Source organism: Pseudomonas sp. 22085 (genome assembly GCF_052045815.1).
Classification (GTDB): domain Bacteria; phylum Pseudomonadota; class Gammaproteobacteria; order Pseudomonadales; family Pseudomonadaceae; genus Aquipseudomonas; species Aquipseudomonas glycinae.
This window is the reverse complement of the sequence record NZ_JBQEQA010000010.1, coordinates 1-20,582: the sequence shown is the minus strand read 5'-3', so window position 1 is coordinate 20,582 and position 20,582 is coordinate 1. Positions and strand designations below refer to the sequence as shown.

The window sequence follows — 20,582 nt, the reverse complement described above, 5'->3', positions numbered from 1 at the left end:
GGATTAGATTATGACTAATTTGGATAAGTTGTTGTCGATTGCAAGTTCATCCTTGAGTGAACGCGAGCCAGAGATAACTGAGCCAGTGCGAAACATGGCTGGTATTTTGGCGGAGGAAATTCTGGTCGTGCTGCGTCGGCGCAATGGCTTCTATGCTTTTGAAGGCGCATTGCATGTCTTTCCAAGCGAGTCGAGTCAAAATGAAACGGGGCTTTCTGATTGGAATCATACCGATCTGTGGCGCAGTGGTTATAAGGGCTTGGCCGATAGCGGTGTCTTTTTTGCTGAGGATATCTTTGGTGGGCAGTTTTGTATCAAAGACGACAAGATCTATATATTTGATCCAGAAACTGGGTCTTTAGAATACTTGGCTGCGGATATTGAAAGCTGGGCGCAAATGGTTCTTAACGACTATGAGGTGTTGACGGGATATCCGTTAGCGCATCAATGGCAAAAGCGCAACGGTCCAATTGCTGCGGGGATGCGCTTGTTGCCCAAGGTTCCGTTTGTAATGGGTGGTGAGTTTTCCTTGGATAATTTGTACGTTGTTAATGCTTTAGAGGGAATGCGGCTCAGAGCTGATATAGCCGATAAGATTAAAAGTTTGCCGAACGGCACTCAGGTTAAATTTAGTCTTGACTGATAGTTTCTAGTCCTGAAATAGGTTTACACCTGTTTCACCCAACGCCCGATGCATCGCATCGGGCGTTTGGTATTTCAAAGACAGGTACCGACTGATCGACGCCCGGGGAAGATCCTACTTCGGATAAAGCGGCGGCAACCCACTATCCCCAACCGGATCCTGCACCCGCTCCGCCGTCGGAATCGTCCGGATCGCCCGCCACAAATCCTCACCCTGCCAATGCTGCCCCGTCTCGCTGTACAGCGCGCCGTTCAAACCATCGAGCGCATCCGACAGCGGCACAAACCGCGCCGCCATGTCCGCCAGGGTTTCCGGCTGCTGGCGGGCCCAGGCGTCGAGGGCCTGGCGGGTGGCGTGGGGGTCGTTGGCCTGGCTGGCGCGTTTGATGTCGTCGAGCAGGGTGCGGGGGCTCGGGCCGGTTTGCGCGGCGCGCAGGATCGCCGGTTGCCAACGGGCACGCCACCAGAGGCCGAAGCCGAGCAGGGTGGTGCAGGCGAGAACGAACGTGCTGAGTTTCCACCACCACAAGGCTTCGCTGTCGGCGGCGCTGAGCGGTTGGGCGTTGCCCGCCGGGGTGTCGACTTGCAGGCTCGGGTTGTTCGCCACTTGCAGGGTGCGCGCCGGCAGGCTGGTGTGTTCCAGGTGGTCTTCGAAGGTGTTCCACCAGACCACGTCCACCGTTGGCAGCTCGATCGAGCCACTGCGGCTCGGCACCAGCGCTTCACGTTCTTCACGACTGCCGATCAGGCCGCGGTCGCTGCTCTGGTTGTTCAGTACCGGTTGATCCGGATAGCGGCGCAGGCCGTTGGCTTCGGTGGCGGGCAGGGCGGGCAGTTGTGAACTGGCCAAGCCTTCGACCTTGAGGGTCAGGCTGCGGGTCAGGGAGTCGCCGACCTGAGTGTGTTCCGGCTCCGGGTTCCAGCTTTCGCTCAGGCTCAGGCTGCGGGCCGGCAGCCACGGCGCATCGCTGGGGTAGGTCATCGGTTTGGGTTTGACCGTCAGCGAAGTCGCGGCAGAGCTGATGTGCATCAGTTTGCCCGGCTTCGGCCCCAGCGCCGTGGCGTCCTGCGAGGGCTGGGTATCGACCAGTGTGGCGCTGAACGTCTGCGGGGCGATGCTCAGCAAACCGCTGTGCTGCGGATAGATCGCATAGCGCATCTCGATCACGCCATGGCGCACGCCGTTGATGTCTTTTTCGTAGGTGCGCATGTCGCCCAGTTGCTCGATGCGCGCGTCGGCGATCTGCAACGGCGTCAGGCTGCTGTCGTCGTACAGCGACACTGAATGGTAGATGCGCAACGTCAGGATGGCCTGGGCCTGCACATACACACTGGTTTGGTCGAGGCTGGCTTCGATGAACACTGGTTCGCGGGCACTGTTTTCTTCGCGGGTGTCGCTCTCGATCACTTGTACGGTGATCGGCTGGCTCTCGACGTCGCCCAGTTTCAGCGGCGGGATTTCAACGCTGCCGTTCTGCTTGGGCAGCAACGTGATGATCCAGCGCGTGGTGGCGCGGTTGTCTTCGTTGAGGGTGTTCAACTGGTTGACCTGCCGCGTGCCGCGCACTTCGAACAGCGGCTCAAGCGGGGTCAGGTCCGGTTTGCCGAACTGCGTGACATCGTTGGATTCGAGGGTGAGTTCGACCGTCTCGCCGGAGTTCAGGCGACTGCGATCCACACTGGCGGTCAGCTCGGCCGCCTGGGCGGTGGCCGTGCAGATCAGCAGGGGCAGCAAGAGAGCGGTGAAACGGGTCATCGAATGTTTTCCTGATCCTGATGTTGTTGCTGTTCGTACCAGAATTTGCGTCGCAGCAGTTCGCCCGGGTCATCCGGGATCTTGCCCAGCCATTGTTCCAGCGCCTGCTGTTGCTCGCCTTCGAGGTTGTCCTCATTGGGGCGCAGCAGCGGCGGGGTATTGTGTTCCTCGCCCGGTTCGCTGTCCGGCAGCTCGTTGGCACCCGGCAGCGGCGGGGTGGTCGGCCGCGGTTCGCTGGCGGACTCACCGGTTTGCGGCTCGCTCTGGGTTTCGCTTTTGACCGCTGGCGGCGGAGCGGTCGTTGGCGGTGGTTCATCGCCCGGTAGGTTTTGCTGCGCCGGTTTGTCTTGCGGTTCGGCCGGCGGCGGGGCGTTTTTCTGTTTCAGCAGGTTTTCCACCAGCGCCTTGTTGGTTAGCGCCGGGCGCAGATCCGGTTGGCGTTCCAGGGCCTGTTCGTAGGCGTCCAGCGCCGCTTCCAGCTCGCCGCTTCTGGCCAGGGCATTGCCACGATTGTAGTGGGCGCGGGCGTCATTGCCCTCGGCGAAACGCTGAGCGGCGCCACTGTAGTCGCCGGCCTCGTACAACGCCACCCCTTGCCATTGCGGATCTTCGAAATGCTTCGCCGCTTCGGCCGGGCGCTTCTGTTTGAGCAGATGCAGGCCTTGCTGATCGGGACGCAGCCACAGGTCTTCGAAGTCGAAGGCGTAGCTCGGTTGCGGCAATGCCAGCAGTAACGGCAGGCAGAACAGCCAGCCACGCCGCCCGGCGCACGCGGCGAGCAACAACAGCGGCAACAGCAGCCAGTAACCCTGATCGGCCCAGGTGTCGAGTCGAACGGTCTGGCCATCGCTGCGCAGGCTGCGCGGGCCATCGAGCAGGCCGAGGTCGCCCAGATCGGATTCGTCCAGCCGTGCGCTGCGGTACTCGCCGCCGACCGCGTTGAGGAATGCGCCGAGACCCGGGCTGTCGAGTTGCGGTACGCGGATCGCACCCTGGGCATCCTTGAGGAAACTGCCGTCCTCCTGCGCAATCGGCGCGCCCTCGGCGGTGCCGACACCGAGCATCAACAATTGCGCCGATTGGCCACTGAGTGCATTGCGAATACCTTGGCGTTCTTCTTCCGACAGCGAAGAGCCAATCAGCAGAATCCGCCCCTGACCCAATGCACCTTGCTTGAGCAACGCCAACGCCTTGCTTACCGCCAGATCGGCGCGATGGCCGCTTTCCGGCATCAGCGAAGGCTTGAGCGCATCGAGCAGATTGCGGCTGGTCGCCAGGTCATCCGACAGCGGCACCAGCGTATGGGCGCTGCCGGCGTAAACGACGATGGCGGTCTGCGCGTCGCTGCGAACTTTCAGCAGGTCGAACAGCTTGCGCCGGGCCTGTTCCAGTCGCGTTGGCGGCGAATCGGTGGCGAGCATTTCCGGGGTCAGTGCCAACACCACCACCAACGGGTCGGCGGGTTTCTGGCTGGTCTGTTCGACCCGTTCCCAGCTCGGCCCAAGCAGCGCCAGGATCGTCAGCAGCCAGGCCACGCTCAGGGCGACCCACGGCAGTTTGCTGTCACGACCGCTGCCGCCACTGAGCAACGTGGCATGGAAGGCCGGCGGCAGAATCATCTGCCAGCGACCGGCACGTTTCTGCCGGTGCCAGAGCTGCCAGATCAGCCAGCCGAGCAATGGCAGCAGCAACAGCCACCAGGGACGGAACCAGTGCGGCCAGAGGGCGATCATCGGCGCCTCCGCAGACGCAGGCGTTTGAGGCGCTCGCGCCAGTCAGGCAGGGGGCTTTGCAGATACAGCTCCTTGGTGAACAGCCGTTGCAGCGGGTTGTCCGGCCACAACACTCGGGCTACCAGCAACATGCTCAGCAGCAGGGCGAATGCCAGTGGCCACTGATACAACGCCTGCGCCGGCCGGGCCTGAGTCGGTTGCTGAGTCACCGGTTCGAGCTGATCGAGGGTGTCCTTGATCGCTTGCAGCTGCTTACCGTCGCGAGCGCGGAAGTAACGCCCGCCAGTGACCTCGGCGATGGCCTTGAGTGCCGGTTCGTCGAGGTCTAGGGTCGGGTTGCCGCCGAGCAATGCCGTGGCGCCGCTTTCTTCGGGATCGGCGCCGATGCCGATCGGGTAGATTTTCACGCCTTCGCTGGCGGCCAGTTTTGCAGCGGTCAGCGGGTCGATTTCGCCGCCATTGTTTGCACCGTCAGTAACCAGAATCAGCACCCGGCTCTGGGCTGGACGCATGCGCAGGCGCTTCAGGGCCAGGCCGATGGCGTCACCGATGGCGGTGTTCTTGCCGGCGATGCCGATCCGCGCCTCATCGAGCCAGACCCGAACGGTGCGCCGGTCAAACGTCAGCGGTGCTTGCAGGTAAGCCTGGCTGCCAAACAGGATCAAACCGACCCGGTCGCCGTCGCGGCTTTCCAGGAAGTCACCGAGCAAATGCTGAACCAGCGACAGGCGACTGACGTCCTCATCGTTCCATTGCATGTCCGGGAAATCCATCGAGCCGGACACGTCCACCGCCACCAGCAGATCACGTCCACTGGCGGCAATCGGCAGCGGTTCGCCGAGCCATTGCGGGCGGGCGGCAGCGGTCAGCAACATCAGCCACAACAACAGAAACGGGGCCTGCTGGCGCCACGCCGGCAGATTGGCCCGGGCGCGACGGCGAGCGAGGCCTTCCAGGTCACCCAGGAAACTCACTTTCAACGCCGGCTCGCCGCTGTCGGCCACCGGCAGCACAAGGCGCATCAGCCACGGCAGCGGCAACAGCACAAAGATCCACGGCCAGGCGAACTCAAACATGTTTGCGGATCCAGGTGTCGACTGCCTGGGTCAGGCCGGCGATGGCTTTGTCGTCGAGCTTGCACTCGGGTTTGTAGGCGCCTTCGACGAGCACCATCCACCGGGTCAGACCGGCGGCAGGGCAACGGTTGTCGAGAAACGCCAGCCATTTGCGGCCGTTGAGGGTGTGGCTCTGGCTGTAGGGGTAATGGTTGCGGCACAGACGCTTGAGCAGACCGTTGAGCTGCTGCAGCCAGGCCCCGGCGGGGGCGCCGTCGTAAGGTTTGGGCATCTGCGCCAGTTCGGCGAGTGCAGCGATGCGCACCGGATCGAGCGGCAGTTCGGCGCGCACGACCGGTTTTTTCTTGATCGGAATGAAACGCCGCAGCCGCCAGACTGCAAAACCAATCACCGGCAACAGCAAAAGCAGCAGCCACCAGCCCGGTGCCGGCGGCCAGAAGGCAATCGGTGGCGGGGAGATCAGCGGTTGCAGTTGTTCGAGGCCGCTCATCGACCTTTCCCCGGACGTTGCGGGTTAAGGAATTCGCGCATCTGCTCGACCATTTCGCTCTGAGTGCTCAGCGGCATCAGCAGCACGCGCAGCTTCTGCGCGAGCAATTCCCAGCGGGCGATCCGCGCTTCGGCTTGGGCGCGATAGGTCTGGCGCAGGTCGAAGTTGAGCGTGTCGAGTTCCAGCTGCGCGCCGCGTTCGGCGAATCTCAGCAGCCCGGCAGCGGGCAGGGCGTGATCCAGCGGATCGGACAGCGGCAGCATCAAAAGGTCGCAATGGCGCGACAGCAGGCTCAATTGCTGCTCGGCGCTGTCGGACAGTGCACGCTCGTCGCAGATCACGATCACCAGGCTGCCCGGTCGCAGCACTTCACGGGCCCGGCGCAACGCCACGCCAAACGCATCGCGATCCGGCTCCCGCTCGCTGTGCAGCGACTGATTGACCTTCACCAGGCGGTTGAGCAGTTGCAGCAGGCTCTGCTTGCTGCGCCGTGGTTTGATTTCGTAATGCTCGTTGTCGCCGAACACCAGCCCGCCGACCCGGTCGTTGTGGCCCAGTGCCGCCCAGCCGATCAGCGCCGCAGCCTGCGCTGCCAGCACCGACTTGAACATCAGCCCGGAGCCGAAGAACAGCCGCGTACTCTGCTCGACCATGATGAAAATCGGCCGTTCGCGTTCCTCATGAAACAGTTTGGTGTGCGGTTCCTGAGTCCGTGCGGTCACGCGCCAGTCGATGGTGCGCACGTCGTCGCCGGCCTGATAGACCCGCACCTGATCGAAGTCGACGCCGCGACCACGGAATTTCGAGTGATGCAGGCCGATCAGCGGGCTGCGCTGGCTCGGCGTGGAAAACAGCTGCACTTCGCGCACGCGGTGACGCATCTCGATCAGCTCGGCGAGGCTGATGCGGATGCCCGGTTCGGACGGCAGGGAGGCGTTCATCGAGGTCAAGCGACGGCTACGACGTCGAGAATCCGTTGCACCACCCGATCCTGGTCGATGCCAGCGGCTTCGGCTTCGAACGACAGTATGATGCGGTGACGCAGCACGTCGAACAGCACAGCCTGTATGTCTTCCGGGCTGACGAAGTCGCGACCGGCCAGCCACGCGTGAGCGCGGGCGCAGCGGTCGAGGGCGATCGAGCCACGCGGGCTGGCGCCGTAGGCGATCCACTCGGCCATTTCCGGGTCGAACTTGGCCGGGTTGCGCGTGGCCATGACCAGTTGCACCAGGTATTCCTCCACGGCGTCCGCCATGTACAGGCCGAGGATTTCCTTGCGCGCGGCGAAGATCGCCTGCTGGCTGACCCGGCGTTCGGGCTTGGTTTCGCCGTTCAAAGCTTCGCCCCGAGCCTGTTGCAGGATCCGGCGTTCGACGGCAGCGTCGGGGAAGCCCATTTTCACGTGCATCAGGAAACGGTCGAGCTGGGCTTCGGGCAGCGGATAGGTACCTTCCTGCTCGATCGGGTTCTGCGTGGCCATCACCAGAAACAGCGGCGACAGCTCGTAAGTGCTGCGCCCGACACTGACCTGACGTTCGGCCATGGCTTCGAGCAAGGCTGATTGCACCTTGGCCGGGGCACGGTTGATTTCGTCCGCCAGCACCAGGTTGTGGAAGATCGGGCCTTGCTGGAACACGAAGCTGCCGGTTTCCGGACGATAGATCTCGGTGCCGGTGATGTCGGCCGGCAGCAGGTCCGGGGTGAACTGGATGCGATGGAACTGGGCTTCGATGCCCTCGGCGAGCTCTTTGATCGCTTTGGTCTTGGCCAGACCCGGAGCGCCCTCGACCAGCATGTGGCCGTCGGCGAGCAGGGCGATGAGCAAGCGCTCGATGAGTTTTTCCTGGCCGAGAATCTGCGTTGAAAGAAAGGTTCGCAGCGCCAGCAGCGCTTCACGATGTTCCATCGATGACTGTTCCTGGAAAGGGTGGCCACAGGCGTTCGGATAACGCCGGGGCTGGGGGCGTTACTTTAATCCATCGCAGGGGGTGGCGACTAACGGCATTTTGCGCAAAGTGCGGGAAATGACCGGGGCAATTGTTGGAATTTTGTAGGGCGGGGGAGGTGCGGTGTTCTTTCGGGCCCTGTCGCTGGCAAGCCAGCTCCCACAATGACCGCGTTCTGTCTGTAGTACGCGTACCCCTGTGGGAGCTGGCTTGCCAGCGATAGGGCCAGTGCAGACGCCATCAAATCTGGCTGATATAGGTGCCAGTACCATCAAGAATGTTCTTCAGGGTTTCCTCGACTTCGGCCAGATCCACCATGTCCGGGTTAAAGGTGATTTCCAGCACATCATCCCCGTTTAAAGCATCGGCATCTGCCGCCGCGATTTCGATCTTCAACAGAGTCTTGGTCAGGGTGACCTTCACGCCATCAAGGGTCGACGGCTCGCCATCCAGGGTGATCTCCAGCTCATCCTCGTCCGGATAGCGGCTCATCAGGAACATGTCGCCCTTGTCGCTGTGGCAGCAGAGCATGGCCATGTTGTCTTCTTCGTCGTCGCACGGGTTGACGATCAAAAGGGCGGTGGTCATTTGCATGGGGAATTCCTGACTTGGCGGGCGCGACGGGTGCCACGCAAAAAGGTGATTTTGCCAGTTCGTGACCATTTCCGCTGCTCTGATGTTCGCGTACTGGAGGTCAACGTTGTTATGGGTGCTGTTTAGGCTTTAAAAGCTTGATCAGTCGATAAGGGGTATAAATCAGGAGGTGAATCACGAGTGCAGGTAGAAGCAATATGAAAAAAATAACTGTAAAGGAGAACATTGAATAAAAAAGAAAGTTGAGCCCCATGATTCTGAGTTTGGGGCCCTGAGTTATTAGGTCTGTGGAATTGAAATAGGCTTCGTATACGAAAAGGGAGCAGATCAATATCGTTGTCAATGTCATGAAAAGATACTTGTATAGCGGTGTTTGGTTAAATCTGTCGATTGATTGGAAAGCGTTTTTGTAACTCTTCAGGAAAAGTACAGCTCCAAATATTGGTCCGAATATAGCAATATAGTTTGTGGTTATTTTTGAGCTTAGCGGGAATCTCGAAGACCAGAAGCCGATGTTTTCGATTAGGTAGCCGCTCAGTAAAGTTTCGAGGATGGCGTGTTGTTGATCACCCATAATCGGGACTATCAAGTTGATGAGCAGGATTGGGGAGGCGACCGCTAAAACGAAGGCGTTGGATAATTCAGACTTTTCTTTTTTTTGCATTGTTGTGTCCGTTGTGAGCTTGATAACCGGCTCAATGACTGTTGAGCCGGATTGCATTTGGTTAGTAGTCAGGTATCGTTTTTCGTAATTGCGGCAAGCACGGAGCGGTTTATTGTTTCCACGGCTTTGGCGTCCAGAAAAATCGCTGCGGCAGCGATTGCGATTCCGGTAACGACTACCACCGCTGCGGGAGGAACCCAAATCAGGGAAAGTAGTGGTGGTAAAGCAAGGGCCAGCAGCGCACCTGCTCCTGCCCCGGCAGCAATACTCTCCAACTCCAGCATCAAAGGCTTCCAGTCGCCGTCCCGGAACCCAATGACCATCTTCTCGATCACCGAGTGCGCCTGTACGACTTTGCCGGTCACGCCAAACCCCTTGGCCAGTCGGTTGACGTTGTCCATGTAGGTCGCTTTATCGAGTGCATTCAGCGCGTCCACCAGCGCACGGGTATCCTGCGGACTGAGCCTTGCGTTCGGGTTGGTCCGCACTTGCTCGAAGGTCTGCATGGCTTCGGTGTAGCTTCGGATCTTCTTGCCTGAAATGTCCTTTTGAAGATCCATCACAACCTGATGCAGGTTCGCGCCGTATTTCTCCAGGATGTATTTATTGGCGTCGGCAACGAACGCCACGGCGCGCTTGTGCTCGTCGATCTGCCTGGCTTCCTCTGCTGCCGCGAGCCTTGCGTTTTCCTCGGCGATTCGTTGGGCTTCGGCAAGGGCAGCGAGGCGCGCTTGCTCCTGCGCTTGCCTGCGTGCTTCTTCTGCCCGGCGCGCCGCTTCGGCAGCCTGTTGCAAGGCCAGAGCCTCGGCTTGTCGGCGGTTTGTTTCGGCGTATAACTGTGTTTGCCGGGATTGCAGGCTTGCAATCTGATCGGTGAGGATCATGGCGTTGTAAGTTGCTTCCAGCTTTGCATAAAGTTTTGCGGTCTTTGCGGTTTTCAATTGTTGTTGGAGTTCGGCGTTTTTCTGAAATAACAGTTCGTTGACGATGTTTGTTGCCCGGGATAACCATGCGTCCGGCGTAATGGCTGTCAGAGGTGGATAACTGCTTTCTTTGATGTTTAGTTCGGATTGGAGGTTGGCTTCAAGATTTTGCTTGCGTGTGTTGTAGTCATTTTGAAGTGCGAGGGTGAACCCATGCATCGGATTTCCCAAGGGATAGTTTCTGCGGATGTCACACCTCTTATCGTGTTTGGGTTTAAATTGATTATTTCCCACGAGCCATCGGCATAGATGATTATTCCGGGAAGTTCCAGTTGTGACATATGCAAGTTCCTTGTGCATTTAAAGCCCGATCCTTCGGGCGGAGAATGTTTTTACATTGATAGCATTGCCTTGAAACTCAAACAATTCAGGTTGTAAGAATATGTTCTGAAGTTTTTGTGGGCTTTTTCTTTGCTGTTTGTAAGAAGGTAGAAGAGCCTTGTAAGTACTTGTTTTTACTCTAAGTCGTTGCCATTTTGGGGGGCGGCTGAAAGCAGGGGGAAGCGCAGAGCGGAACGCGCGGGAACGTTCGCTGCTCAGGCAGTCATTTTCGAGACGAATGTGTGGAAAACAGGGTTTTAATCCGGCCAGCTCGTCCATCCACTGCTAGTGTTGTGCCATGCCCCAGCCTTCGTTTACGTGCCAATGACCGAATATGTCGCAGCACCGCAAGCAGACACATTGTCGCACCCATTAAGCTGCGCAACGGATGAGCACCCGTAAAGGCATTGCCATGGCCCCACGAGCGGCGCCGGGCAGTCGTTTTTGCAGATGCCCATTCATGGAAGGTGAATGTGACCTGAGTGTCTCGTCCAGCTTCACCCACCTGTCACCCTGTTTCCTCTGCCCGAGAATCAGGAACAGGGCGACGGAACGCCCCGAAAGGGGTTTTGCACGCGACGCTTTCCATCAATAACAAGCCCAAGCGGAGTACCACAGATGGCGTTCTTCACCGCAGCCAGCAAAGCCGACTTCCAGCACCAACTGCAAGCGGCACTGGCGCAGCACATCAGTGAACAGGCACTGCCACAAGTGGCGCTGTTCGCTGAACAATTCTTCGGCATCATTTCCCTGGACGAGCTGACCCAACGTCGCCTCTCCGACCTCGCTGGCTGTACTCTTTCTGCGTGGCGCCTGCTTGAGCGCTTCGATCACGCGCAACCGCAAGTGCGCGTCTACAACCCCGATTACGAACGTCACGGCTGGCAGTCGACCCACACCGCGGTCGAAGTGCTGCACCATGACTTGCCGTTCCTGGTGGACTCGGTGCGTACCGAGCTGAACCGTCGCGGCTACAGCATCCACACCCTGCAGACCACCGTGCTGAGCGTGCGTCGTGGCAGCAAGGGCGAATTGCTGGAAATCCTGCCAAAAGGCACCACCGGCGAAGGCGTGCTGCACGAGTCGCTGATGTACCTGGAAATCGACCGCTGCGCCAATGCGGCCGAATTGAATGTGCTGTCCAAGGAACTGGAACAGGTTCTGGGTGAAGTCCGCGTCGCGGTCTCCGATTTCGAGCCGATGAAGGCCAAGGTGCAGGAAATCCTCACCAAGCTCGATAACAGCGCATTCGCCGTCGATGCCGACGAAAAGAACGAAATCAAGAGCTTCCTGGAATGGCTGGTGGGCAACCACTTCACCTTCCTGGGTTACGAAGAGTTCACTGTTGTCGATCAGGCCGATGGCGGCCATATCGAATACGACCAGAACTCCTTCCTCGGCCTGACCAAGATGCTGCGCACCGGTCTGACCAACGAAGACCGCCACATCGAAGACTATGCCGTGAACTACCTGCGCGAACCGACCCTGCTGTCGTTCGCCAAGGCTGCGCATCCTAGCCGCGTGCACCGTCCGGCCTACCCGGACTACGTGTCGATCCGTGAAATCGACGCCGACGGCAAAGTCATCAAGGAACACCGCTTCATGGGCCTGTACACCTCGTCGGTGTACGGCGAAAGCGTGCGTGTCATCCCGTTCATCCGCCGCAAGGTCGAGGAAATCGAGCGTCGCTCCGGCTTCCAGGCCAAGGCTCACCTGGGCAAGGAACTGGCTCAGGTTCTGGAAGTGCTGCCGCGTGACGACCTGTTCCAGACTCCGGTCGACGAACTGTTCAGCACCGTGATGTCGATCGTGCAGATCCAGGAACGCAATAAGATCCGCGTGTTCCTGCGTAAAGACCCGTACGGTCGTTTCTGCTACTGCCTGGCCTACGTGCCGCGTGACATCTACTCCACCGAAGTTCGCCAGAAGATCCAGCAAGTGCTGATGGAGCGCCTGAAAGCCTCCGACTGCGAATTCTGGACGTTCTTCTCCGAGTCCGTGCTGGCCCGCGTGCAACTGATCCTGCGCGTCGACCCGAAAAACCGCATCGACATCGACCCGCTGCAACTGGAAAACGAAGTGATCCAGGCCTGCCGCAGCTGGCAGGACGACTACGCTGCCCTGACCGTTGAAACCTTCGGCGAAGCCAACGGCACCAACGTGCTGGCCGACTTCCCGAAAGGCTTCCCGGCCGGCTACCGCGAGCGTTTCGCCGCGCATTCGGCCGTGGTCGACATGCAGCACTTGCTCAATCTGAGCGAGAAAAAGCCGCTGGCCATGAGCTTCTACCAGCCACTGGCCTCCGGCCCACGCGAGCTGCACTGCAAGCTGTATCACGCCGATACCCCGCTGGCCCTGTCCGACGTGCTGCCGATCCTGGAAAACCTCGGCCTGCGCGTACTGGGTGAATTCCCGTACCGTCTGCGTCACACCAACGGCCGCGAGTTCTGGATCCACGACTTCGCGTTCACCGCTGCCGAAGGCCTGGACCTGGACATCCAGCAACTCAACGACACCCTGCAGGACGCGTTCGTCCACATCGTCCGTGGCGATGCCGAAAACGATGCGTTCAACCGTCTGGTGCTGACCGCCGGCCTGCCATGGCGCGATGTGGCGCTGCTGCGTGCCTACGCCCGTTACCTGAAGCAGATCCGCCTGGGCTTCGACCTCGGCTACATCGCCAGCACCCTGAACAACCACACCGACATCGCTCGCGAACTGACCCGGTTGTTCAAGACCCGTTTCTACCTGGCCCGCAAGCTCGGCAGCGAGGATCTGGACGACAAGCAACAGCGTCTGGAACAGGCCATCCTGACTGCGCTGGACGACGTTCAAGTCCTCAACGAAGACCGCATCCTGCGTCGTTACCTGGACCTGATCAAAGCGACCCTGCGCACCAACTTCTACCAGACCGACGCCAACGGCCAGAACAAGTCGTACTTCAGCTTCAAGTTCAACCCGCACTTGATCCCTGAGCTGCCGAAACCGGTGCCGAAGTTCGAAATCTTCGTTTACTCGCCACGCGTCGAAGGCGTGCACCTGCGCTTCGGCAACGTCGCTCGCGGTGGCCTGCGCTGGTCCGACCGCGAAGAAGATTTCCGTACCGAAGTCCTCGGCCTGGTAAAAGCCCAGCAAGTGAAGAACTCGGTCATCGTGCCAGTAGGTGCGAAGGGCGGCTTCCTGCCGCGTCGCCTGCCACTGGGCGGCAGCCGTGATGAGATTGCGGCCGAGGGCATCGCCTGCTACCGCATCTTCATCTCGGGCCTGTTGGACATCACCGACAACCTGAAGGACGGCAAACTGGTACCGCCGGCCAACGTCGTGCGGCATGACGACGATGACCCGTACCTGGTGGTCGCGGCGGACAAGGGCACTGCAACCTTCTCCGACATCGCCAACGGCATCGCCATCGACTACGGCTTCTGGCTGGGTGACGCGTTCGCGTCCGGTGGTTCGGCCGGTTACGACCACAAGAAAATGGGCATCACCGCCAAGGGCGCGTGGGTCGGCGTACAGCGCCACTTCCGCGAGCGCGGCATCAATGTCCAGGAAGACAGCATCACCGTGGTCGGCGTGGGTGACATGGCCGGTGACGTGTTCGGTAACGGCCTGTTGATGTCCGACAAGCTGCAACTGGTTGCCGCGTTCAACCACATGCACATCTTTATCGATCCGAATCCGGATCCGGCCACCAGCTTCGCCGAGCGTCAGCGCATGTTCGACCTGCCGCGTTCGGCCTGGTCCGACTACGACACCAGCATCATGTCCGAAGGCGGCGGCATCTTCTCGCGCAGCGCGAAGAGCATCGCCATCTCGCCACAGATGAAAGAGCGCTTCGACATCCAGGCCGACAAGCTGACCCCGACCGAACTGCTGAACGCCTTGCTCAAGGCGCCGGTGGATCTGCTGTGGAACGGCGGTATCGGTACTTACGTCAAAGCCAGCACCGAAAGCCACGCCGATGTCGGCGACAAGGCCAACGATGCGCTGCGCGTGAACGGCAACGAACTGCGCTGCAAAGTGGTGGGCGAGGGCGGTAACCTCGGCATGACCCAACTGGGTCGTGTGGAGTTCGGCCTCAATGGCGGCGGTTCCAACACCGACTTCATCGACAACGCCGGTGGCGTGGACTGCTCCGACCACGAAGTGAACATCAAGATCCTGCTGAACGAAGTGGTTCAGGCCGGCGACATGACCGACAAGCAACGCAACCAGTTGCTGGCGAGCATGACCGACGAAGTCGGTGGTCTGGTGCTGGGCAACAACTACAAGCAGACTCAGGCCCTGTCCCTGGCGGCCCGCCGTGCTTATGCGCGGATCGCCGAGTACAAGCGTCTGATGAGCGATCTGGAAGGCCGTGGCAAGCTGGATCGCGCCATCGAGTTCCTGCCGACCGAAGAGCAACTGGCCGAACGCGTTGCCGAAGGCCATGGTCTGACCCGTCCTGAGCTGTCGGTGCTGATCTCGTACAGCAAGATCGACCTCAAGGAGCAGCTGCTGGGCTCCCTGGTGCCGGACGACGACTACCTGACCCGCGACATGGAAACGGCGTTCCCGCCGACTCTGGTCAGCAAATTCTCCGAAGCCATGCGTCGTCACCGCCTGAAGCGCGAGATCGTCAGCACCCAGATCGCCAACGATCTGGTCAACCACATGGGCATCACCTTCGTTCAAAGGCTCAAAGAGTCCACCGGCATGACCCCGGCGAATGTTGCCGGTGCGTATGTGATTGTTCGGGATATCTTCCACCTCCCGCACTGGTTCCGTCAGATCGAAGCGCTGGACTACCAGGTTTCCGCTGACGTGCAGCTGGAGCTGATGGACGAGCTGATGCGTCTGGGCCGTCGCGCTACGCGCTGGTTCCTGCGTGCCCGCCGCAACGAGCAGAACGCTGCCCGTGACGTCGCGCATTTCGGTCCGCACCTCAAAGAGCTGGGCCTGAAGCTGGACGAGCTGCTGAGCGGCGAAATCCGCGAAAACTGGCAGGCGCGCTATCAGGCGTACGTCGCCGCCGGTGTACCGGAACTGCTGGCGCGTATGGTGGCGGGTACTACCCACCTCTACACGCTGCTGCCGATCATCGAAGCGGCCGACGTGACCGGCCAGGATCCAGCCGAAGTGGCCAAGGCGTACTTCGCCGTGGGCAGCGCGCTGGACATCACCTGGTACATTTCGCAGATCAGCGCCTTGCCGGTTGAAAACAACTGGCAGGCTCTGGCCCGCGAAGCGTTCCGCGACGACGTCGACTGGCAGCAACGCGCGATCACCATCGCCGTTCTGCAAGCGGGTGGCGGCAACCTGGACGTGGAAGAGCGTCTGGCACTGTGGATGGCGCAACACGATGCGATGATCCAGCGCTGGCGCGCCATGCTGGTGGAAATCCGTGCCGCCAGCGGCACCGACTACGCCATGTACGCGGTGGCCAACCGTGAGCTGAACGACGTGGCGCTGAGCGGTCAGGCGGTTGTGCCTGCTGCGGTGACTGCGGAGCTTGAGCTTGCTTGAGTAGCCGTTGAATGAAAAAGCCCCTGCATTGTGAGATGCGGGGGCTTTTTTTGGCCGCATGGATTTGTGTTGTTTGATCTGGCCCTATCGCTGGCAAGCCAGCTCCCACAAATATTCCAGTGTTCCCGATACCTGTGGGAGCTGCGTTGCGACGATTCGACTTGCCAGCGATGAGGTCCTATTTGTCACTGCAAGTTATGTGTTTGTTTAGTATCAAGCATCGACACATTACCTGCCGGCCTGGTCAGCAAATTACTGAGCGACTGGTCAAACTTCTGCAACGCCCGAACCTGAACTTCCTGTTGCTGATTAATATCCGCAACAATCTCCTCTGAACGCTTGAAGTCCGCCCAGACCGGCGTCAACTCTTTTGCCTCAGACCCCTTGGCCGTACCGATATAGTTGAACTTCCCATCATAAAAATCCGCACTCACATCCGCCTTGATGTCAGAACTGCGCGAGGTAATCAACTGGCTGTGAGTATCGACAACCGCCACCACATCCGGAATGGCCGCACGCAGGCTCTGCATGTCCGGATACACCGTCACCGAGCCGAACTGGCGTTGCAGCGAGGCTTTCACCCAATCCACCGCCATGTCCGGTTTCGAAGTGGCGATGTAGGCGTCGTGGATCGGCTGCACCAGCAGGCTCTGGCCGAAACCGGTGCCGGCGTTGGCCTGGTAGTTGCGCAGGTAGTCGCGGTTGGTTTGGGTGCTCGGGCTGTAGATCACGCCCAATGAGACATCGGGACCACTTTTCACCTGGGTGGCGCTGCTGCGTCCCACCGGTTGGGTGAATAGAGTGTCGAGAGAGGAAACCGCTTTCGGAGCGGTAGGAACAGAACAGGCGGACAACGCTAAAACTGATATCGCCAAGCTACTGGCAAAGGCAAGTTTCATGGTGAGTCTCCCGTGAAGCAACTTCAGTCGGAAAGTCAGGCATGTCGGGGTTGATTAAATAGAACCGGCGACAGTCGCCTCAGACTACTCCCGCCAAACTGAAAACAACCTGACAATTGGCTGAATGACTGTCATGCAATAGTTTTATTGGCTGTAAGCGTTCTTGATTAATTGCCGCGAGAAATAAAAAAGGCGCAAATCAAAAATTTCCGCCTTTTATTTATGGCTGGTTTAACAACCATCAGTTTTTCAATGGGATCAGCACTTGCTCGTCGGGCGAGAGCACCATGAACACCAGCAACCTGGCCGGCTTGCTCTTGCTGGCATTTTTCGAGATCAAATGCTCGGAACCGGCCGGCTCGTACCAGTACTGGCCTTTCTTGTAAGTGATCGGTTGCTCACCCTTGACCTGGGAAACGATCTCGCCTTCGAGCACGTAGGCCATGGCGGTGCCGTCGTGTTTGTGGGCGATCGAGGACTGGCCGGGTTTGTAATCGACTTCGATCATCATGGCTTTTTTGCCGGGGACGTTTTTCAGCATCTGGTCCTGCAGGACCGAGATTTTCTCGGACGGCGAATCGGTGCCGTGGGCCAGTGCCGAAGCGCTGATGGTAAGGGCCATAGCGGCGAGCGGGGCGGCAAGCAAGTGCAGGACTTTCATGGTGATCACCTGATGAAGTGGGGGGGGTCGGTCATCACAGTAGTCCGCGTGCCGGGGTATTCAAACGGCCAATGTTCGGGAAGTTCGGGTGACCAATCTGGGGGATGTCAGCACATTCAAATACGCCATCGCTGGCAAGCCAGCTCCCACAGGTTTTTGTGTCGTTCATATTATTTGTGAACGATACAAACCTTGTGGGAGCTGGCTTGCCAGCGATGGCGTCAGTAAGTCAAACGATTGGAAAAGAGTTGAAATCCACGCTATTGGCCAGACGACTGTCGATCAGGTCGATGAAGCCCTGGGCTTCCGGGCGATTGAAATGCGCCTGCATCGCCGCTTCCGACTGCCAGCGGGCGCTGACCGTCCAGCGGTGGCTGTCCTCGGGGCAGCGGTCGACCATGTAGGAATCGCAGCCCGGCGTTTCGCGCAGTGTTTCGACGATCTTCTGCAACTGCTTGCCCAGCTCCTCCGATCGGCCGGCGGCAGCCTGCACCTGTACGGTGTTGATGACTTCGTTGGACATTGCTCACACTCCTGAATCAGGCCGGACGAATCCTGCTCATTGAGGGATAACGCTTGTGCAGGATAGGCCTGCACCCCCGGATCACCAATAACCAATCGGCGGTTAATCGTTTAGGCCAATCTAACCCACGACCTGTTGCAGAATGTCGCGCAGGCGGTCGAGGGCGATGTCGATGTCCAGCGTCTCGATGGCGCCGAAACCAAAGTACATCCCGCTTCTTGGGGGCTGCTGGTAATAGAAGCCATCGATGGCGTACAGCCCGACTTCGACCTTCTTCGCCAGTTCGATCACCAGCGGCAAATCGATGGGGACCTTGCAGAACACCGCCATGTGAAAACCGGCGCTGGGCGGCACGGCTTGCAGCCACGGCGACAGGTCGGTGGCCATGCGCGCCAGGATCCGCTCGCGGCGCTGGGCATAAATGGTGTGGCAGCGGCGGATGTGCTTGAGCAGACAGCCTTCGGCGATGAACTTGGCCAGCGCCCATTGCGGCAGGGTAGAGGCGTGCAGGTCGGTGAGCTGCTTGGCGCGAATCACCGCCTCGAGAATCGCCGGCGGCAGGATCGCATAGCCGAGCCGCAGCTCTGGCAGCAGGGTTTTCGAGAAGGTGCCGACGTAGGCGACGATGCCGCGCTGATCGAGCTTGTGCAGCGAATCGGTCGGCCGGCCCTCGTAGCGGAATTCGCTGTCATAGTCGTCCTCGATGATGATCGCGCCCAGCTCATGGGCCCGCGCGAGCAGAGCTTCGCGTCGCGCCTGGCTCATCGGCATGCCCAGCGGGAACTGATGCGACGGCGTCACATAGATCAGCCGCGTGCCCTCGGGAATCCGCTCGACCAGAATGCCCTCGGCATCCACCGGCACGCCGACCACCGTCGCCCCGTGAGTGCCGAACAGCAGCCGTGCCGGCGGGTAACCGGGATCTTCCATCGCCACCAGACTGCCGGGGCGGATCAGCACTCGGGTGATCAGGTCCAGCGCCTGTTGCGCGCCGTTGCACACCACGATGTCCTCGTCCTGACAGTTCACGCCACGGGAAAACGCGATGTGCCGGGCAATCGCATTGCGCAGCGCCGGCAGGCCTTCCGGCACGCTGTAGAAGCCTTTGGAATGGGCCATCTGCCGCAGCGCGTGAGAGACGCAGCGGCGCCAGTCATCCTGGGGAAACTGACCCTTGCTGGTGGCGCCGCCGATGAAGTCGTAGCGCAGCGAACCCTCGAGCGTCGGGTGGCGCAGGAACACCGGCAGATTGCGCCAGCTCTCGATCACTTCGGCGCTCGCCAGGTCACTGTGATTTTGCTTGCGCTCGATGGTCGCCGGGCGCGCGTTGACGTAAGTGCCTTTGCCGATCACCCCGGTGAGGAAATTCTCGTAAGTGAGTTGCGCGTAAGTGTCGGAAATGGTCTTGCGCGAGATCCCCAATTGCTCGGCGAGCAAACGGCTGGGCGGCAGTTGCGTGCCGGCGGCCAGACGCCCGGATTCAATGGCGCCGCGCAGTTGCTGGTACAACTGACCGGCCAGATCCTTGCGGCCATTGATTACGACATGCAGTTCCATACCGACGGGGCGCTCCGGGCGATTGAGTGTGCCGGCCAGATTACTCCCGAATGCAGTATCGACAGAAGTTGCGTAGTGCAAATCCCCCAAATTGGCATAGGGCCCTGTGGGAGCTGGCTTGCCAGCGATAGCGGTGTGTCTGCTGACATCTATGTTGAATGTGATTGCCCCATCGCTGGCAAGCCAGCTCCCACAGAAATGTTGTTTTACTTGAATCAGTGGTCTGCCGTTTTTTCGTGCAATTGGGGCTGTAACGTTGCCCAACCAGCGCCTACCGTGAAATCACTCTTCTGCTGCCCGAGGCCCGCCCATGTCCCCGCGTCTGGATTACTACAGCGCTTCACCCAAAGCCATGAAAGCGATGATTGCCCTGGAAGCGCTGACCAGCAGCCTGAGCATCGAGCCGCCGCTGCTGCACCTGATCAAGATCCGCGCCTCGCAGCTCAACGGCTGCGCGTTCTGCACCGACATGCATTCGGTGGAAGCGCGGCGGGCAGGGGAGACGGATCGGCGCTTGTACGCCATCGCAGTCTGGCGCGACAGCGGCTTCTTCAACCTGCGCGAGCGTGCGGCGCTGGCCTGGACTGAGGCTGTGACGCTGCTGGCGGACAGCCGGGTGCCTGACGATGTTTACCAGCAGGCGCGGGAACAGTTCAACGAGACGGAACTGGTGGACCTGACCATGGCCGTCAGCACCATCAACAGCTGGAATCGCCTGGCGGTGAGCTTTCGCCAGATTCCCAGCGATTGATCACTAGCGGTTGATCGCTTCCACGTGCCCGCGCGTCGATCGTTCCCACGCTCCGCGTGGGAATGCCTCTAGGGACGCTCCGCGTCCAGTGACGCAGAGCGTCACGGGCTGCATTCCCACGCGGGAGCGTGGGAACGATCAGGTAAAAGTGGTTCGGTGGCTGTGGTTTTGATCGTTCCCACGCTCCGCGTGGGAATGCCTCTAGGGACGCTCCGCGTCCAGTGACGCGGAGCGTCACGGGCTGCATTCCCACGCGGGAGCGTGGGAACGATCAGGTAAAAGTGGTTCGGTGGCTGTGGTTTTGATCGTTCCCACGCTCCGCGTGGGAATGCCTCTGGGGACGCTCCGCGTCCAGTGACGCAGAGCGTCACGGCTGCATTCCCACGCGGGAGCGTGGGAACGATCAGGTAAAAGTGGTTCGGTGGCTGTGGTTTTGATCGTTCCCACGCTCCGCGTGGGAATGCCTCTGGGGACGCTCCGC

Annotated in this window: 15 protein-coding genes; 3 read left to right on the top strand and 12 right to left on the bottom strand. The window is 60.0% G+C overall.

The features are described 5' to 3' along the window. Nucleotides 1-10: 10 nt before the first annotated feature. Entirely contained in the window at nucleotides 11-643 is a 633-nt protein-coding gene (locus tag ACTJK7_RS13950; protein ID WP_234420573.1) for an SMI1/KNR4 family protein, read from the top strand. 114 nt (nucleotides 644-757) lie between these two features. On the opposite strand, the gene ACTJK7_RS13945 is transcribed toward ACTJK7_RS13950, so the two are convergent. The 8 genes from ACTJK7_RS13945 to ACTJK7_RS13910 form a co-directional block, all read right to left on the bottom strand. After that, a complete protein-coding gene (locus ACTJK7_RS13945) occupies nucleotides 758-2,398 on the bottom strand; it encodes a BatD family protein (protein ID WP_440780097.1) in 1,641 nt (546 codons plus the stop codon). Continuing rightward, nucleotides 2,395-4,131 (bottom strand): vWA domain-containing protein, encoded by a 1,737-nt coding sequence (locus ACTJK7_RS13940; protein WP_323151983.1) that lies wholly within the window; start codon nucleotides 4,129-4,131, stop codon nucleotides 2,395-2,397. The genes ACTJK7_RS13945 and ACTJK7_RS13940 overlap by 4 nt, the downstream gene beginning before the upstream one ends. Next, nucleotides 4,128-5,207: a vWA domain-containing protein gene (locus ACTJK7_RS13935; protein WP_197868030.1), complete on the bottom strand. Its 1,080-nt coding sequence runs from the start codon at nucleotides 5,205-5,207 to the stop codon at nucleotides 4,128-4,130. Before ACTJK7_RS13935 ends, ACTJK7_RS13940 begins: the two co-directional genes overlap by 4 nt. After that, on the bottom strand, nucleotides 5,200-5,697 hold the full coding sequence (locus ACTJK7_RS13930; protein ID WP_201819228.1) for a DUF4381 domain-containing protein: 498 nt from the start codon (nucleotides 5,695-5,697) through the stop codon (nucleotides 5,200-5,202). Before ACTJK7_RS13930 ends, ACTJK7_RS13935 begins: the two co-directional genes overlap by 8 nt. After that, nucleotides 5,694-6,638, bottom strand: coding sequence for a DUF58 domain-containing protein (locus ACTJK7_RS13925; protein WP_007959332.1), 945 nt, complete (start codon nucleotides 6,636-6,638; stop codon nucleotides 5,694-5,696). Before ACTJK7_RS13925 ends, ACTJK7_RS13930 begins: the two co-directional genes overlap by 4 nt. A 5-nt stretch (nucleotides 6,639-6,643) precedes the next feature. After that, entirely contained in the window at nucleotides 6,644-7,603 is a 960-nt protein-coding gene (locus tag ACTJK7_RS13920) for an AAA family ATPase (RefSeq protein WP_011334589.1), read from the bottom strand. 280 nt (nucleotides 7,604-7,883) lie between these two features. Continuing rightward, the gene (locus ACTJK7_RS13915; protein ID WP_003225678.1) at nucleotides 7,884-8,237 is read right to left on the bottom strand and encodes a hypothetical protein; all 354 of its coding nucleotides are present in this window, start codon (nucleotides 8,235-8,237) and stop codon (nucleotides 7,884-7,886) included. A 732-nt stretch (nucleotides 8,238-8,969) separates the two neighbouring features. Further along, nucleotides 8,970-10,184, bottom strand: a complete 1,215-nt coding sequence (locus ACTJK7_RS13910) for a colicin-like pore-forming protein (protein WP_108562345.1) — start codon at nucleotides 10,182-10,184, stop codon at nucleotides 8,970-8,972. Between the two features lie 639 nt (nucleotides 10,185-10,823). Here ACTJK7_RS13910 and ACTJK7_RS13905 point away from each other — a divergent pair. After that, nucleotides 10,824-15,710 carry an NAD-glutamate dehydrogenase gene (locus ACTJK7_RS13905; protein WP_440780098.1) on the top strand — a complete coding sequence of 1,629 codons (4,887 nt, stop codon included), beginning with the start codon at nucleotides 10,824-10,826 and terminating at the stop codon, nucleotides 15,708-15,710. A gap of 185 nt (nucleotides 15,711-15,895) precedes the next feature. Here ACTJK7_RS13905 and ACTJK7_RS13900 read toward each other — a convergent pair whose 3' ends face one another. The 4 genes from ACTJK7_RS13900 to pdxR all read right to left on the bottom strand — a co-directional run bounded on the left by ACTJK7_RS13900 (nucleotide 15,896) and on the right by pdxR (nucleotide 19,350). Beyond that, the gene (locus ACTJK7_RS13900; RefSeq protein WP_108562343.1) at nucleotides 15,896-16,609 is read right to left on the bottom strand and encodes an ATPase; all 714 of its coding nucleotides are present in this window, start codon (nucleotides 16,607-16,609) and stop codon (nucleotides 15,896-15,898) included. A 241-nt stretch (nucleotides 16,610-16,850) separates the two neighbouring features. Beyond that, nucleotides 16,851-17,270 carry a cupin domain-containing protein gene (locus ACTJK7_RS13895; RefSeq protein WP_236196979.1) on the bottom strand — a complete coding sequence of 140 codons (420 nt, stop codon included), beginning with the start codon at nucleotides 17,268-17,270 and terminating at the stop codon, nucleotides 16,851-16,853. A gap of 229 nt (nucleotides 17,271-17,499) precedes the next feature. After that, the gene (locus ACTJK7_RS13890; RefSeq protein ID WP_007959339.1) at nucleotides 17,500-17,793 is read right to left on the bottom strand and encodes a putative quinol monooxygenase; all 294 of its coding nucleotides are present in this window, start codon (nucleotides 17,791-17,793) and stop codon (nucleotides 17,500-17,502) included. Nucleotides 17,794-17,913: 120 nt separating this feature from the next. Further along, on the bottom strand, nucleotides 17,914-19,350 hold the full coding sequence (gene pdxR / locus ACTJK7_RS13885) for a MocR-like pyridoxine biosynthesis transcription factor PdxR (protein ID WP_440780099.1): 1,437 nt from the start codon (nucleotides 19,348-19,350) through the stop codon (nucleotides 17,914-17,916). Nucleotides 19,351-19,660: 310 nt separating this feature from the next. Here pdxR and ACTJK7_RS13880 point away from each other — a divergent pair, with 310 nt between their 5' ends. Then, nucleotides 19,661-20,101, top strand: a complete 441-nt coding sequence (locus ACTJK7_RS13880) for a carboxymuconolactone decarboxylase family protein (RefSeq protein ID WP_007959341.1) — start codon at nucleotides 19,661-19,663, stop codon at nucleotides 20,099-20,101. The last annotated feature ends 481 nt before the right edge of the window (nucleotides 20,102-20,582 follow it).